This is a genomic window from Microcella sp. (assembly GCF_019739195.1).
GTDB lineage: Bacteria > Actinomycetota > Actinomycetes > Actinomycetales > Microbacteriaceae > Microcella.
The window spans coordinates 100,950-115,501 of sequence record NZ_JAHHDS010000001.1 but is presented as its reverse complement, the minus strand read 5'-3'; the positions used below and the strand labels follow the sequence as shown (position 1 = coordinate 115,501).

Annotated in this window: 12 protein-coding genes and 2 pseudogenes; 7 read left to right on the top strand and 7 right to left on the bottom strand. The window is 69.2% G+C overall.

The features are described 5' to 3' along the window. Positions 1-97 precede the first annotated feature (97 nt). From murD (KL788_RS00600) to ftsZ (KL788_RS00570), 7 genes and pseudogenes are all read left to right on the top strand, one after another. Positions 98-1,618 (top strand): UDP-N-acetylmuramoyl-L-alanine--D-glutamate ligase, encoded by a 1,521-nt coding sequence (gene murD / locus KL788_RS00600; RefSeq protein WP_293167535.1) that lies wholly within the window; start codon positions 98-100, stop codon positions 1,616-1,618. Beyond that, a complete protein-coding gene (ftsW, locus tag KL788_RS00595) occupies positions 1,581-2,798 on the top strand; it encodes a putative lipid II flippase FtsW (RefSeq protein ID WP_293167537.1) in 1,218 nt (405 codons plus the stop codon). The genes murD (KL788_RS00600) and ftsW (KL788_RS00595) overlap by 38 nt, the downstream gene beginning before the upstream one ends. Beyond that, entirely contained in the window at positions 2,795-3,883 is a 1,089-nt protein-coding gene (locus tag KL788_RS00590; RefSeq protein WP_293167538.1) for a UDP-N-acetylglucosamine--N-acetylmuramyl-(pentapeptide) pyrophosphoryl-undecaprenol N-acetylglucosamine transferase, read from the top strand. Before ftsW (KL788_RS00595) ends, KL788_RS00590 begins: the two co-directional genes overlap by 4 nt. 6 nt (positions 3,884-3,889) lie before the next feature. Next, positions 3,890-5,305, top strand: a complete 1,416-nt coding sequence (gene murC, locus KL788_RS00585) for a UDP-N-acetylmuramate--L-alanine ligase (protein WP_293167540.1) — start codon at positions 3,890-3,892, stop codon at positions 5,303-5,305. A gap of 120 nt (positions 5,306-5,425) precedes the next feature. Next, positions 5,426-5,605 (top strand): hypothetical protein, encoded by a 180-nt coding sequence (locus tag KL788_RS00580; RefSeq protein WP_293167542.1) that lies wholly within the window; start codon positions 5,426-5,428, stop codon positions 5,603-5,605. A gap of 14 nt (positions 5,606-5,619) precedes the next feature. Continuing rightward, entirely contained in the window at positions 5,620-6,276 is a 657-nt protein-coding gene (locus KL788_RS00575) for an FtsQ-type POTRA domain-containing protein (protein ID WP_293167544.1), read from the top strand. Between the two features lie 152 nt (positions 6,277-6,428). Beyond that, positions 6,429-7,313: pseudogene (gene ftsZ / locus KL788_RS00570) on the top strand (cell division protein FtsZ); the annotation flags it as partial. Here the strand turns inward: ftsZ (KL788_RS00570) and ftsZ (KL788_RS00565) are convergent. From ftsZ (KL788_RS00565) to murD (KL788_RS00535), 7 genes and pseudogenes are all read right to left on the bottom strand, one after another. Beyond that, a pseudogene (gene ftsZ / locus KL788_RS00565) lies at positions 7,313-8,221 on the bottom strand (cell division protein FtsZ); the annotation flags it as partial. The pseudogenes ftsZ (KL788_RS00570) and ftsZ (KL788_RS00565) sit on opposite strands and share 1 nt — an antisense overlap. 152 nt (positions 8,222-8,373) lie before the next feature. Then, positions 8,374-9,030: an FtsQ-type POTRA domain-containing protein gene (locus KL788_RS00560; RefSeq protein WP_293167544.1), complete on the bottom strand. Its 657-nt coding sequence runs from the start codon at positions 9,028-9,030 to the stop codon at positions 8,374-8,376. Positions 9,031-9,044: 14 nt separating this feature from the next. Continuing rightward, complete coding sequence (locus tag KL788_RS00555; RefSeq protein ID WP_293167542.1) at positions 9,045-9,224, bottom strand: hypothetical protein; 180 nt, start codon at positions 9,222-9,224, stop codon at positions 9,045-9,047. Between the two features lie 120 nt (positions 9,225-9,344). Further along, positions 9,345-10,760 (bottom strand): UDP-N-acetylmuramate--L-alanine ligase, encoded by a 1,416-nt coding sequence (gene murC, locus KL788_RS00550; RefSeq protein WP_293167540.1) that lies wholly within the window; start codon positions 10,758-10,760, stop codon positions 9,345-9,347. 6 nt (positions 10,761-10,766) lie between these two features. Further along, the gene (locus KL788_RS00545; protein ID WP_293167538.1) at positions 10,767-11,855 is read right to left on the bottom strand and encodes a UDP-N-acetylglucosamine--N-acetylmuramyl-(pentapeptide) pyrophosphoryl-undecaprenol N-acetylglucosamine transferase; all 1,089 of its coding nucleotides are present in this window, start codon (positions 11,853-11,855) and stop codon (positions 10,767-10,769) included. Further along, positions 11,852-13,069 (bottom strand): putative lipid II flippase FtsW, encoded by a 1,218-nt coding sequence (gene ftsW / locus KL788_RS00540; RefSeq protein ID WP_293167537.1) that lies wholly within the window; start codon positions 13,067-13,069, stop codon positions 11,852-11,854. Before ftsW (KL788_RS00540) ends, KL788_RS00545 begins: the two co-directional genes overlap by 4 nt. Beyond that, positions 13,032-14,552, bottom strand: coding sequence for a UDP-N-acetylmuramoyl-L-alanine--D-glutamate ligase (gene murD / locus KL788_RS00535; protein ID WP_293167535.1), 1,521 nt, complete (start codon positions 14,550-14,552; stop codon positions 13,032-13,034). Before murD (KL788_RS00535) ends, ftsW (KL788_RS00540) begins: the two co-directional genes overlap by 38 nt.

The following is a 14,552-nucleotide window of genomic DNA, read 5'->3' as shown; positions in this document are numbered from 1 at the left end:
CCGAAGTGACGGTCGTCGTGCGCTTCTGGCTCATCGGCGGATTCTTCGTGGCGCTCGGGGTGGGCCTGTTCTACCTCGAGTGGGTCAGTCAGTAGCCGTGGGGCGCCCCGATGAGCTGACCAGCTGGCACGACGACTGGTCGGGCCTGCGAGTGCTCGTGCTCGGTCTGGGAGTCACCGGCTTCTCGGTCGCCGATACTCTCGCCGAGCTTGGGGCTCGAGTGCTGGTCGCGGCTCGCCAGCCCGACGAGGACCGGGCGCGTATTCTGCCCGTCATCGGTGTCGACCTGCTCGCGCTTGACGACGAACTGGCCGTGCCGCCAGATCTCGATGCGCTCGACCCGCAGCTCGTCGTGGTCTCACCGGGTTACCCGCCCGAACACGCGCTCATCACGTGGGCGCGTGACCGAGGCACGCCCGTGTGGGGGGACGTCGAACTCGCGTGGCGACTGCGCGACAAGGTGGCTCCCGCAGCCGAGTGGATTCTCATCACGGGCACGAACGGCAAGACCACGACCACGCAGTTGACCGCCACGATGCTGCTCGACGACGGCCGCCGCGTGGCGCCGTGCGGCAACATCGGCGTTCCGGTTCTCGATGCGATTCGCGACCCGGCCGGCTTCGACGTGCTGGTGGTCGAGCTCTCGAGCTTTCAATTGCACTGGATGCCCGTCTCGGGCCCCGGCGCCGTGCATCCGCTCGCGAGCGCCTGCTTGAACCTGGCCGACGACCACTACGACTGGCACGGCAGCGCTGCCGCCTACGCCGCGGCGAAAGCCAAGGTGTACGCCAATACGCGCGTCGCCTGCGTGTACAACCTCGGCGACGAGGCGACCATGCGCATGGTGGAAGAGGCCGAGGTCGCGGAGGGATGCCGAGCTATCGGCTTCGGCGCTGCGGTGCCCACGCCGAGCAATGTGGGAGTGGTCGACGAGTTCATCGTCGACCGGGCGTTTCTCGACGACCGGCAACGCAGCGCGCTCGAGCTCGCGTCGCTCGACGACGTCATGACGGCGGGCCTCGCCACGCCCCACGGTCTTGCCAATGTGCTCGCGGCGGCGGCGCTCGCTCGCGCTGCGGGCGCCGAGCCCCGCGCCGTGCGCGACGCTCTGCGCCACTTCACTGTCGACGCGCATCGCACGCAGCTGGTGCTGACGGAAGGGGAGATCGCCTGGGTCGATGACTCGAAGGCGACCAACCCGCACGCTGCCGCGTCGGCGCTCAGCGCCTATCGATCGGTGGTGTGGATCGTCGGCGGGCTGCTCAAGGGCGTCGATGTCGCGCCGCTCGTGCAGTCGCACCGCGACCGACTGCGGGCGGTCATCGTCATCGGTTCCGACCGTGCGGCGGTGCGCGCGGCATTCGAGCGACACGCCCCCGAGCTGCCGCTTTTCGAGGTCGAGCAGGAACAGACTGACGGTGTGATGCCTGCCGCTGTACGGCTGGCAGCCGGAGTCGCGCACGCAGGCGACACCGTGTTGCTCGCACCGGCTGCGGCATCGATGGACCAGTTCGCCGACTACGCCGATCGAGGCAACCGATTTGCCGCAGCGGTCAGGCAGCACGTGAAGGGAGAGTCGGATGACTACCGTCCGACCCCCGCGCCGCGGGGCGACTGAGCCTACTCCCGAGCATCGGCCGCGCGCCGTCGTCGTCGCTGTGCGGCGACTCTTCGGTGCCGACCGCTCTGACGTCATGCTCGTGCAGGGCACGACGATCTTCCTCGTGCTCTTCGGCCTCGTCATGGTGCTCTCGTCGTCGGCGGTGACGTCGAGTCAGAACAACGAGGGCGATTTCTTCGCCGTCTTCGCCCGACAAGGACTCTTCGCGCTCATCGGCATTCCGCTCATGCTCATGGTTGCGCGCCTGCCCGCGGTGTTCTGGCGTCGCTGGGCGCGCATCGCGGTCATGGTCGCACTCGCCCTCCAGTTGCTCGTCTTCACCGGTCTGGGCTACGACTACGGCGGCAACCAAAACTGGATCTCGATCGGCGGGCTCACCGCTCAACCGAGCGAGTTCTTGAAGTTCGCTCTCGTGATCTGGCTCGCGACCGTGTTGGCCGACCGGGCAGACGGCTTCAGTGACTGGCGCAGCGTGCTCGTGCCCGCGATACCCGTTTCGGGCCTCGCGATCGCGATGGTGCTCGCGGGTCAAGACCTCGGCACAGCATCCATCATGGTGGTCATCGTGCTGGCCGCCCTGTTCTTCGCAGGCGCACCGCTCGGCAAGCTCGCGGTCATGGTGATCGTGCTCGCCGCGGGCGCCGTGGCCTTCGCCTTCTCGAGCACGTCGCGCTCGAACCGCATCGACGTATGGCTCAACGGCTGCACGCCCGAAGACTACGAACTCACCTGCTGGCAGTCGATCCACGCGCTCTGGGCGATGGGCTCGGGGGGCATCTTCGGCCAGGGGCTGGGCAATTCGGCAGCGAAGTGGCGTTGGCTGCCGCACGCCGAGAGCGACTTCATCTTCGCGATCATCGGCGAAGAACTCGGGCTGGTGGGCGCGCTTGTGGTGCTCGCCCTCTACGCCGTGCTGGCCGTCGGACTGATCCGTCTCGTGCGCGGCCACACTGATCCGTTCCGGCGAATCGCAACCGGCGCCGTTCTCGCCTGGATCATCGGCCAGGCATTCGTGAACATCGCCGTGGTGCTCGGTCTACTGCCGGTTCTCGGGGTGCCGCTGCCCTTCATCTCGGCGGGCGGCACCGCGCTCGTCTCGTCGCTCGTCGGCATCGGCATGGTGCTCTCGCTCGCGCGAAGCCGACCGAGCGCCCCGCGCACCGCCGGAGTATCGTGACGACCGCCCTGCTCGCAGGAGGGGGCACAGCCGGTCATGTGAACCCGTTGCTCGCCCTGGCTGAGCACTGGAAGGCCGTCGAGCCCGAGGTCTCGATCATCGTGCTGGGCACCGCCGAAGGCCTCGAGTCGCGGCTGGTACCCGATCGCGGTTTCGAGCTGCAGACGATCGAGCGCGTGCCGTTTCCGAGGCGCCTGAATCGGGATGCGCTGAGGTTTCCGAGTCGTTTTCGCGGCGCGGTGCGTCGCGCTCGGGCGATCATCCGCGATCGGGGCGTCGACGTCGTCGTGGGGTTCGGCGGCTACGCCTCGGCGCCGGCGTACCTGGCGGCTCGTCTCGAGCGCGTGCCGATGATCGCTCACGAGGCCAACGCGCGCCCGGGCATCGCCAACAAGCTGGCGGCGCGCCTCGGTGCCGCCGTCGGCACGACCTTCGCCGGCACCCCGGTGCGCGGCGCGCGCGTCGTCGGCATGCCGTTGCGCCGCGAGATCGTCGAGCTTAATCGCGTCGCGACGCGCCCTGAGGCGCTGCAGCATTTCGGTCTCGACCCCGCGCACCCCGTGCTGCTCGTCACCGGCGGCTCGACCGGCGCTCGTCGCCTGAATGAGACGATCAGCGACGCAGCGGCTCGCATTCTCGGTGCGGGATGGCAGGTCGTGCACCTGACGGGAACCGGCAGAGGCGGTACGGATCCTGACCTGCCGGGGTTCGTGAGCCTGCCGTACTGCGATCGCATGGATCTGGCGTTCGCCGCCGCTGACCTCGTGCTGTGCCGGGCGGGCTCGGCCACGGTGAGCGAGCTCACCGTGCTCGCGCTGCCGGCCGTGCTCGTGCCCTATGCCGCGGGCAATGGCGAGCAACGGCTCAACGCCCGCGGCATGGTGGCAGCAGGAGCCGCGAGACTCGTCAATGACGCCGCGGTCTCGCCGCAGTGGGTGGCGGACGACCTCGTGCCGCTACTCATGGATCGGGCGGCCATCGCGCGCATGGCCGCGGCAGCGCAATCGCTTGACCGGCTTGATGGCGCAGCCGAGCTGCTCGCGCTCGTGCGCGAGCACCAGTCGCCGTCGAAGCGCGTAGGGTGATCGGCGATGATCAAGCCTGACCCTGCACTCGTTCTTCCTGCCTCGCTCGGGCGGGTTCACTTCGTCGGCATCGGCGGCTCGGGCATGAGCGGCATCGCCCGCATGATGCATGCGCGGGGCATGGCAGTGACGGGCTCTGACCGTTCGGAGTCGGCGGCGGTGACGACCTTGCGCGAGCTGGGAATCGAGGTGCAGATCGGCCACGACGCGCGCAACGTCGGCGATGCCGACACCCTCGTGGTGACCGGTGCGCTCTGGCTCGACAACCCCGAGTACCAGGAGGCGCTGAGTCGAGGCATGCCCGTGCTGCACCGGGCCCACGCGCTCGCCTGGCTCGTGCGCGAGGAGCGGTTGATCGCTGTTGCTGGCGCGCACGGCAAGTCGACGACGACCGCGATGCTGGTGACGGCACTGCGCGCGCTCGATCTCGACCCGAGCTTCGTGAACGGGGCGGTCATTCAGGCGGCGGGCACGAGCGCCGCGTGGGGCGAGGGCGAGCTCTTCGTCGTCGAGGCCGATGAGTCAGACGGTTCCTTCTTGCTCTACGACACCGCAGTCGGCATTGTGACGAACATCGACACCGATCATCTCGATCATTACGGCAGCGCGGATGCTCTCGCCGACGCCTTCGTCGAGTTCGCGTCGCGCGTGCACGAGTTCGTGGTGCTCTCTGCCGACGACGAGGGCACGGTGCGCGTGCGCGAGCGCCTCGACGGCGCGGTACGAGTGCTCTCTTTCGGCGAGGCCCCTGGCGCCGACGTGCGACTCGCCGCCGTGTCAGACGAAGGCCCCGTCGCCTACACCGTTGAGGTGAGCGGTGTCAGCTACGACGGAGCGCTCGGCGTGCCTGGCCGTCACAACGCGCTCAATGCCGCGGGTGTCGTCGCGATTCTCGTCGGCCTCGGCATCGAGCCCGCCGCGGCTGTCGGCGCCCTCGACGGCTTCTCAGGCACGCAGCGCCGATTCGAGTCGCATGGGCTCGCTGACGGTGTGCGACTCTACGACGACTATGCGCATCACCCCACCGAGGTGGCAGCCGCTCTGCAGACAGCGCGCTCCGTGGTGGGCGCCGGTCGCGTGATCGCCATCCATCAGCCGCATCTCTACAGCCGAACGCAGGCGATGGCCGCCGAATTCGCCGCTGTCTACGAGCGCGATGCCGATCACACGGTCGTGCTCGATGTGCACGGTGCGCGAGAAGACCCCATACCGGGTGTCACCGGAGCCCTCGTGGTCGACCGCTTCGCCGACGCGTCGAAGGTCGACTACCGGCCCGAGTGGTCGCAGGCCGCGCAGCGCATCGCAGAGATCGCCCGACCGGGCGACATCGTCATGACACTCAGCTGCGGCGATGTCTACCGCATCATCCCGCTCGTGCGGGAGGCGCTCGATCACCGCGCCACCGGAGCCGTCACGCCGTGAAGCGGCCCGAAGGGCACGATCGCGCGCCGCGCAGGGAGCCCCCGGCACCCGCACCGCGACAGACACGTGCCCCGCGGTCGTCGACGCCTCGGTCGAGCGGTGCCGAGTCGACACCGCCGCGTGCCCGCGCCGAAACGGCTCGCGCACCGCGCCAGCGCGCGTCAGACCAGCGAAACCCTGACGTCGACCAGAGTGATCGCGCTGCCCGCGCCGCCGCGCGCGCTGCCGCTCGAGAGCGCCGCGCCGCCGAGCGCGCCGAGCGTCGTCGATTCACTCGCCGCGGTCGACGGCGCCGCCTGATCGGCGCGGGAGTCGTGCTCGCGCTGCTCGGACTCATCGGGGGCGTGGCCCTCGTGACCCTCTCTCCGCTCATGGCGCTCACGACGATCGTGGTCGCCGGCACAGAGCGTCTCGACGCGAATGTGGTGCAGTCGGCCCTCGACGATCATCGGGGCACGCCACTGGCGCTGCTCGACGAGGGCGGCATTCGCAACGATCTGGCCCAGTTCGCGCTCATCAGGTCGTACTCGACCGAGGTCGTCCCTCCGCACACTCTCGTCGTGAGGGTGGTCGAGCGGCAACCCATCGGTGCGGTCGCGCGCGGCGCTGTCTGGGATCTGGTCGACGCGGCGGGCGTGGTGGTCGAGTCGTCGCCAGAACGCCCCGCGGGCATCCCGTCGCTCGCCGTCGATGCCGCTGATCCGGATGCCCTGCCGTTCCGCAGTGTCGCTGCCGTGCTGCTCGCACTCCCGAGCGAGTTGCGCGAACGCGTCGACGTGATCTCGGCGACCACCCGCGATGACGTGAGCTTCAGCATGATCGGGGCGGGGCACCGCGTGATCTGGGGGAGCGGGGAGCGCTCGGAGTACAAGGCGCGGGTGCTCGCGGCGGCGATCGGCGCGACCGATCAGGGGGTCGCCTGGGAGTACGACGTCTCGGCGCCCGACAGCCTGGTCGTGCGGCGGCTCTGAACGCACTGTGAGCGGCGGCCGTGTGCGCGCGACACGCGGCGTGCCTGCGGGGCCCCGCTCGCTGTGAGCCCTACCGTCGTCTCAGCAGTACATACTGAGCATAACTTTAGCCTTCAACTCGAAGGTTAATGTTTACCGCGGAAGGCTCCGACGTGACCTCGAACCAGAACTACCTCGCCGTGATCAAGGTCGTCGGCATTGGCGGCGGCGGCGTCAACGCCGTCAACCGCATGATCGAGCTCGGGCTGCGCGGGGTTGAGTTCATCGCGATCAACACCGATGCCCAGGCGTTGCTCATGAGCGATGCCGACGTCAAGCTCGACGTCGGTCGCGACCTGACGCGCGGACTCGGCGCCGGTGCCGACCCCGAGGTCGGTCGTCGCGCGACGGAGGACCACGCCGAAGAGATCGAGGAGGCGCTCGCGGGCGCCGACATGGTATTCGTGACGGCGGGTGAGGGAGGTGGCACCGGAACCGGCGGCGCCCCCGTCGTCGCGCGCATCGCGAAGTCGATCGGCGCACTCACGATCGGCGTGGTCACCAAGCCATTCGAGTTTGAGGGCAAGCGGCGCCAGGCGCAGGCCGACTCGGGCGTGGCCTCGCTGAAGAACGAGGTCGACACCCTCATCGTCGTGCCCAACGACCGACTGCTCGAGATCTCTGATCGCGGCATCTCGATGCTCGAAGCCTTCGCGACGGCCGACCAGGTGCTGCTCGCCGGCGTGCAGGGCATCACCGACCTCATCACGACCCCGGGCCTCATCAACCTCGACTTCGCCGACGTCAAGAGCGTCATGCAAGGAGCGGGCTCGGCCCTCATGGGCATCGGCTCGGCTCGCGGCGCCGATCGCGCCATCAAGGCGGCCGAGCTCGCCGTCGCGAGTCCGCTGCTCGAAGCGAGCATCGACGGCGCCCACGGCGTGCTGCTGTCGATCCAGGGCGGCTCGAACCTCGGCATCTTCGAGATCAACGACGCCGCCCGGCTCGTGCAAGAGGCCGTGCACCCCGAGGCCAACATCATCTTCGGCGCGGTCATCACTTCATCGCCGAGGGTGTCGTCGATGACCGCGCCGAAGATGATGTTGGCCTCGGGGTGCACGGCCTCTTGCACGAGCCGGGCGGCGTCGTTGATCTCGAAGATGCCGAGGTTCGAGCCGCCCTGGATCGACAGCAGCACGCCGTGGGCGCCGTCGATGCTCGCTTCGAGCAGCGGACTCGCGACGGCGAGCTCGGCCGCCTTGATGGCGCGATCGGCGCCGCGAGCCGAGCCGATGCCCATGAGGGCCGAGCCCGCTCCTTGCATGACGCTCTTGACGTCGGCGAAGTCGAGGTTGATGAGGCCCGGGGTCGTGATGAGGTCGGTGATGCCCTGCACGCCGGCGAGCAGCACCTGGTCGGCCGTCGCGAAGGCTTCGAGCATCGAGATGCCGCGATCAGAGATCTCGAGCAGTCGGTCGTTGGGCACGACGATGAGGGTGTCGACCTCGTTCTTCAGCGAGGCCACGCCCGAGTCGGCCTGCGCCTGGCGCCGCTTGCCCTCAAACTCGAATGGCTTGGTGACCACGCCGATCGTGAGTGCGCCGATCGACTTCGCGATGCGCGCGACGACGGGGGCGCCGCCGGTTCCGGTGCCACCTCCCTCACCCGCCGTCACGAATACCATGTCGGCGCCCGCGAGCGCCTCCTCGATCTCTTCGGCGTGGTCCTCCGTCGCGCGACGACCGACCTCGGGGTCGGCACCGGCGCCGAGTCCGCGCGTCAGGTCGCGACCGACGTCGAGCTTGACGTCGGCATCGCTCATGAGCAACGCCTGGGCATCGGTGTTGATCGCGATGAACTCAACCCCGCGCAGCCCGAGCTCGATCATGCGGTTGACGGCGTTGACGCCGCCGCCGCCAATGCCGACGACCTTGATCACGGCGAGGTAGTTCTGGTTCGAGGTCACGTCGGAGCCTTCCGCGGTAAACATTAACCTTCGAGTTGAAGGCTAAAGTTATGCTCAGTATGTACTGCTGAGACGACGGTAGGGCTCACAGCGAGCGGGGCCCCGCAGGCACGCCGCGTGTCGCGCGCACACGGCCGCCGCTCACAGTGCGTTCAGAGCCGCCGCACGACCAGGCTGTCGGGCGCCGAGACGTCGTACTCCCAGGCGACCCCCTGATCGGTCGCGCCGATCGCCGCCGCGAGCACCCGCGCCTTGTACTCCGAGCGCTCCCCGCTCCCCCAGATCACGCGGTGCCCCGCCCCGATCATGCTGAAGCTCACGTCATCGCGGGTGGTCGCCGAGATCACGTCGACGCGTTCGCGCAACTCGCTCGGGAGTGCGAGCAGCACGGCAGCGACACTGCGGAACGGCAGGGCATCCGGATCAGCGGCATCGACGGCGAGCGACGGGATGCCCGCGGGGCGTTCTGGCGACGACTCGACCACCACGCCCGCCGCGTCGACCAGATCCCAGACAGCGCCGCGCGCGACCGCACCGATGGGTTGCCGCTCGACCACCCTCACGACGAGAGTGTGCGGAGGGACGACCTCGGTCGAGTACGACCTGATGAGCGCGAACTGGGCCAGATCGTTGCGAATGCCGCCCTCGTCGAGCAGCGCCAGTGGCGTGCCCCGATGATCGTCGAGGGCCGACTGCACCACATTCGCGTCGAGACGCTCTGTGCCGGCGACCACGATCGTCGTGAGCGCCATGAGCGGAGAGAGGGTCACGAGGGCCACGCCCCCGATGAGTCCGAGCAGCGCGAGCACGACTCCCGCGCCGATCAGGCGGCGCCGTCGACCGCGGCGAGTGAATCGACGACGCTCGGCGCGCTCGGCGGCGCGGCGCTCTCGAGCGGCAGCGCGCGCGGCGGCGCGGGCAGCGCGATCACTCTGGTCGACGTCAGGGTTTCGCTGGTCTGACGCGCGCTGGCGCGGTGCGCGAGCCGTTTCGGCGCGGGCACGCGGCGGTGTCGACTCGGCACCGCTCGACCGAGGCGTCGACGACCGCGGGGCACGTGTCTGTCGCGGTGCGGGTGCCGGGGGCTCCCTGCGCGGCGCGCGATCGTGCCCTTCGGGCCGCTTCACGGCGTGACGGCTCCGGTGGCGCGGTGATCGAGCGCCTCCCGCACGAGCGGGATGATGCGGTAGACATCGCCGCAGCTGAGTGTCATGACGATGTCGCCCGGTCGGGCGATCTCTGCGATGCGCTGCGCGGCCTGCGACCACTCGGGCCGGTAGTCGACCTTCGACGCGTCGGCGAAGCGGTCGACCACGAGGGCTCCGGTGACACCCGGTATGGGGTCTTCTCGCGCACCGTGCACATCGAGCACGACCGTGTGATCGGCATCGCGCTCGTAGACAGCGGCGAATTCGGCGGCCATCGCCTGCGTTCGGCTGTAGAGATGCGGCTGATGGATGGCGATCACGCGACCGGCGCCCACCACGGAGCGCGCTGTCTGCAGAGCGGCTGCCACCTCGGTGGGGTGATGCGCATAGTCGTCGTAGAGTCGCACACCGTCAGCGAGCCCATGCGACTCGAATCGGCGCTGCGTGCCTGAGAAGCCGTCGAGGGCGCCGACAGCCGCGGCGGGCTCGATGCCGAGGCCGACGAGAATCGCGACGACACCCGCGGCATTGAGCGCGTTGTGACGGCCAGGCACGCCGAGCGCTCCGTCGTAGCTGACACCGCTCACCTCAACGGTGTAGGCGACGGGGCCTTCGTCTGACACGGCGGCGAGTCGCACGTCGGCGCCAGGGGCCTCGCCGAAAGAGAGCACTCGTACCGCGCCGTCGAGGCGCTCGCGCACGCGCACCGTGCCCTCGTCGTCGGCAGAGAGCACCACGAACTCGTGCACGCGCGACGCGAACTCGACGAAGGCGTCGGCGAGAGCATCCGCGCTGCCGTAATGATCGAGATGATCGGTGTCGATGTTCGTCACAATGCCGACTGCGGTGTCGTAGAGCAAGAAGGAACCGTCTGACTCATCGGCCTCGACGACGAAGAGCTCGCCCTCGCCCCACGCGGCGCTCGTGCCCGCCGCCTGAATGACCGCCCCGTTCACGAAGCTCGGGTCGAGATCGAGCGCGCGCAGTGCCGTCACCAGCATCGCGGTCGTCGTCGACTTGCCGTGCGCGCCAGCAACAGCGATCAACCGCTCCTCGCGCACGAGCCAGGCGAGCGCGTGGGCCCGGTGCAGCACGGGCATGCCTCGACTCAGCGCCTCCTGGTACTCGGGGTTGTCGAGCCAGAGCGCACCGGTCACCACGAGGGTGTCGGCATCGCCGACGTTGCGCGCGTCGTGGCCGATCTGCACCTCGATTCCCAGCTCGCGCAAGGTCGTCACCGCCGCCGACTCCGAACGGTCAGAGCCCGTCACTGCCATGCCCCGCGCATGCATCATGCGGGCGATGCCGCTCATGCCCGAGCCGCCGATGCCGACGAAGTGAACCCGCCCGAGCGAGGCAGGAAGAACGAGTGCAGGGTCAGGCTTGATCATCGCCGATCACCCTACGCGCTTCGACGGCGACTGGTGCTCGCGCACGAGCGCGAGCAGCTCGGCTGCGCCATCAAGCCGGTCAAGCGATTGCGCTGCCGCGGCCATGCGCGCGATGGCCGCCCGATCCATGAGTAGCGGCACGAGGTCGTCCGCCACCCACTGCGGCGAGACCGCGGCGTCATTGACGAGTCTCGCGGCTCCTGCTGCCACCATGCCGCGGGCGTTGAGCCGTTGCTCGCCATTGCCCGCGGCATAGGGCACGAGCACGGCCGGCAGCGCGAGCACGGTGAGCTCGCTCACCGTGGCCGAGCCCGCCCGGCACAGCACGAGGTCAGCGGCGGCGAACGCCAGATCCATGCGATCGCAGTACGGCAGGCTCACGAACCCCGGCAGGTCAGGATCCGTACCGCCTCTGCCGGTTCCCGTCAGGTGCACGACCTGCCATCCCGCACCGAGAATGCGAGCCGCTGCGTCGCTGATCGTCTCATTCAGGCGACGAGCGCCGGTCGAGCCGCCGGTGACGAGCAGCACGGGGTGCGCGGGGTCGAGACCGAAATGCTGCAGCGCCTCAGGGCGCGTCGCGACGCGATTAAGCTCGACGATCTCGCGGCGCAACGGCATGCCGACGACGCGCGCGCCGCGCACCGGGGTGCCGGCGAAGGTCGTGCCGACGGCGGCACCGAGGCGCGCCGCCAGCTTGTTGGCGATGCCCGGGCGCGCGTTGGCCTCGTGAGCGATCATCGGCACGCGCTCGAGACGAGCCGCCAGGTACGCCGGCGCCGAGGCGTAGCCGCCGAACCCCACGACGACGTCGACGCCCCGATCGCGGATGATCGCCCGAGCGCGACGCACCGCGCCGCGAAAACGACTCGGAAACCTCAGCGCATCCCGATTCAGGCGCCTCGGAAACGGCACGCGCTCGATCGTCTGCAGCTCGAAACCGCGATCGGGTACCAGCCGCGACTCGAGGCCTTCGGCGGTGCCCAGCACGATGATCGAGACCTCGGGCTCGACGGCCTTCCAGTGCTCAGCCAGGGCGAGCAACGGGTTCACATGACCGGCTGTGCCCCCTCCTGCGAGCAGGGCGGTCGTCACGATACTCCGGCGGTGCGCGGGGCGCTCGGTCGGCTTCGCGCGAGCGAGAGCACCATGCCGATGCCGACGAGCGACGAGACGAGCGCGGTGCCGCCCGCCGAGATGAAGGGCAGCGGCACCCCGAGAACCGGCAGTAGACCGAGCACCACGGCGATGTTCACGAATGCCTGGCCGATGATCCAGGCGAGAACGGCGCCGGTTGCGATTCGCCGGAACGGATCAGTGTGGCCGCGCACGAGACGGATCAGTCCGACGGCCAGCACGGCGTAGAGGGCGAGCACCACAAGCGCGCCCACCAGCCCGAGTTCTTCGCCGATGATCGCGAAGATGAAGTCGCTCTCGGCGTGCGGCAGCCAACGCCACTTCGCTGCCGAATTGCCCAGCCCCTGGCCGAAGATGCCCCCCGAGCCCATCGCCCAGAGCGCGTGGATCGACTGCCAGCAGGTGAGTTCGTAGTCTTCGGGCGTGCAGCCGTTGAGCCATACGTCGATGCGGTTCGAGCGCGACGTGCTCGAGAAGGCGAAGGCCACGGCGCCCGCGGCGAGCACGATCACCATGACCGCGAGCTTGCCGAGCGGTGCGCCTGCGAAGAACAGGGCGGCCAGCACGATGACCACCATGATGGATGCTGTGCCGAGGTCTTGACCCGCGAGCACCATCGCGATCGCGAGGCCCGAAACGGGTATCGCGGGCACGAGCACGCTGCGCCAGTCACTGAAGCCGTCTGCCCGGTCGGCCAACACGGTCGCGAGCCAGATCACGAGAGCGAACTTCAAGAACTCGCTCGGTTGAGCGGTGAGCCCGCCGATCGAGATCCAGTTTTGGTTGCCGCCGTAGTCGTAGCCCAGACCGGTGAAGACGAGCAACTGGAGGGCGAGTGCGACCATGACCGCGATGCGCGCCCAGCGACGCCAGAACACCGCGGGCAGGCGCGCAACCATGAGCATGAGCGGAATGCCGATGAGCGCGAAGAGTCCTTGTCGGGCGAAGACGGCGAAGAAATCGCCCTCGTTGTTCTGACTCGACGTCACCGCCGACGACGAGAGCACCATGACGAGGCCGAAGAGCACGAGGAAGATCGTCGTGCCCTGCACGAGCATGACGTCAGAGCGGTCGGCACCGAAGAGTCGCCGCACAGCGACGACGACGGCGCGCGGCCGATGCTCGGGAGTAGGCTCAGTCGCCCCGCGGCGCGGGGGTCGGACGGTAGTCATCCGACTCTCCCTTCACGTGCTGCCTGACCGCTGCGGCAAATCGGTTGCCTCGATCGGCGTAGTCGGCGAACTGGTCCATCGATGCCGCAGCCGGTGCGAGCAACACGGTGTCGCCTGCGTGCGCGACTCCGGCTGCCAGCCGTACAGCGGCAGGCATCACACCGTCAGTCTGTTCCTGCTCGACCTCGAAAAGCGGCAGCTCGGGGGCGTGTCGCTCGAATGCCGCGCGCACCGCCGCACGGTCGGAACCGATGACGATGACCGCCCGCAGTCGGTCGCGGTGCGACTGCACGAGCGGCGCGACATCGACGCCCTTGAGCAGCCCGCCGACGATCCACACCACCGATCGATAGGCGCTGAGCGCCGACGCGGCAGCGTGCGGGTTGGTCGCCTTCGAGTCATCGACCCAGGCGATCTCCCCTTCCGTCAGCACCAGCTGCGTGCGATGCGCGTCGACAGTGAAGTGGCGCAGAGCGTCGCGCACGGCGCGGGGCTCGGCGCCCGCAGCGCGAGCGAGCGCCGCCGCCGCGAGCACATTGGCAAGACCGTGGGGCGTGGCGAGGCCCGCCGTCATGACGTCGTCGAGCGACGCGAGCTCGAGCGCGCTGCGTTGCCGGTCGTCGAGAAACGCCCGGTCGACGATGAACTCGTCGACCACTCCCACATTGCTCGGCGTGGGCACCGCAGCGCCGAAGCCGATAGCTCGGCATCCCTCCGCGACCTCGGCCTCTTCCACCATGCGCATGGTCGCCTCGTCGCCGAGGTTGTACACGCAGGCGACGCGCGTATTGGCGTACACCTTGGCTTTCGCCGCGGCGTAGGCGGCAGCGCTGCCGTGCCAGTCGTAGTGGTCGTCGGCCAGGTTCAAGCAGGCGCTCGCGAGCGGATGCACGGCGCCGGGGCCCGAGACGGGCATCCAGTGCAATTGAAAGCTCGAGAGCTCGACCACCAGCACGTCGAAGCCGGCCGGGTCGCGAATCGCATCGAGAACCGGAACGCCGATGTTGCCGCACGGCGCCACGCGGCGGCCGTCGTCGAGCAGCATCGTGGCGGTCAACTGCGTGGTCGTGGTCTTGCCGTTCGTGCCCGTGATGAGAATCCACTCGGCTGCGGGAGCCACCTTGTCGCGCAGTCGCCACGCGAGTTCGACGTCCCCCCACACGGGCGTGCCTCGGTCACGCGCCCACGTGATGAGCGCGTGTTCGGGCGGGTAACCCGGTGAGACCACGACGAGCTGCGGGTCGAGCGCATCGAGATCTGGCGGCACGGCCAGTTCGTCGTCAAGCGCGAGCAGGTCGACACCGATGACGGGCAGAATACGCGCCCGGTCCTCGTCGGGCTGGCGAGCCGCGACCAGCACTCGAGCCCCAAGCTCGGCGAGAGTATCGGCGACCGAGAAGCCGGTGACTCCCAGACCGAGCACGAGCACTCGCAGGCCCGACCAGTCGTCGTGCCAGCTGGTCAGCTCATCGGGGCGCCCCAC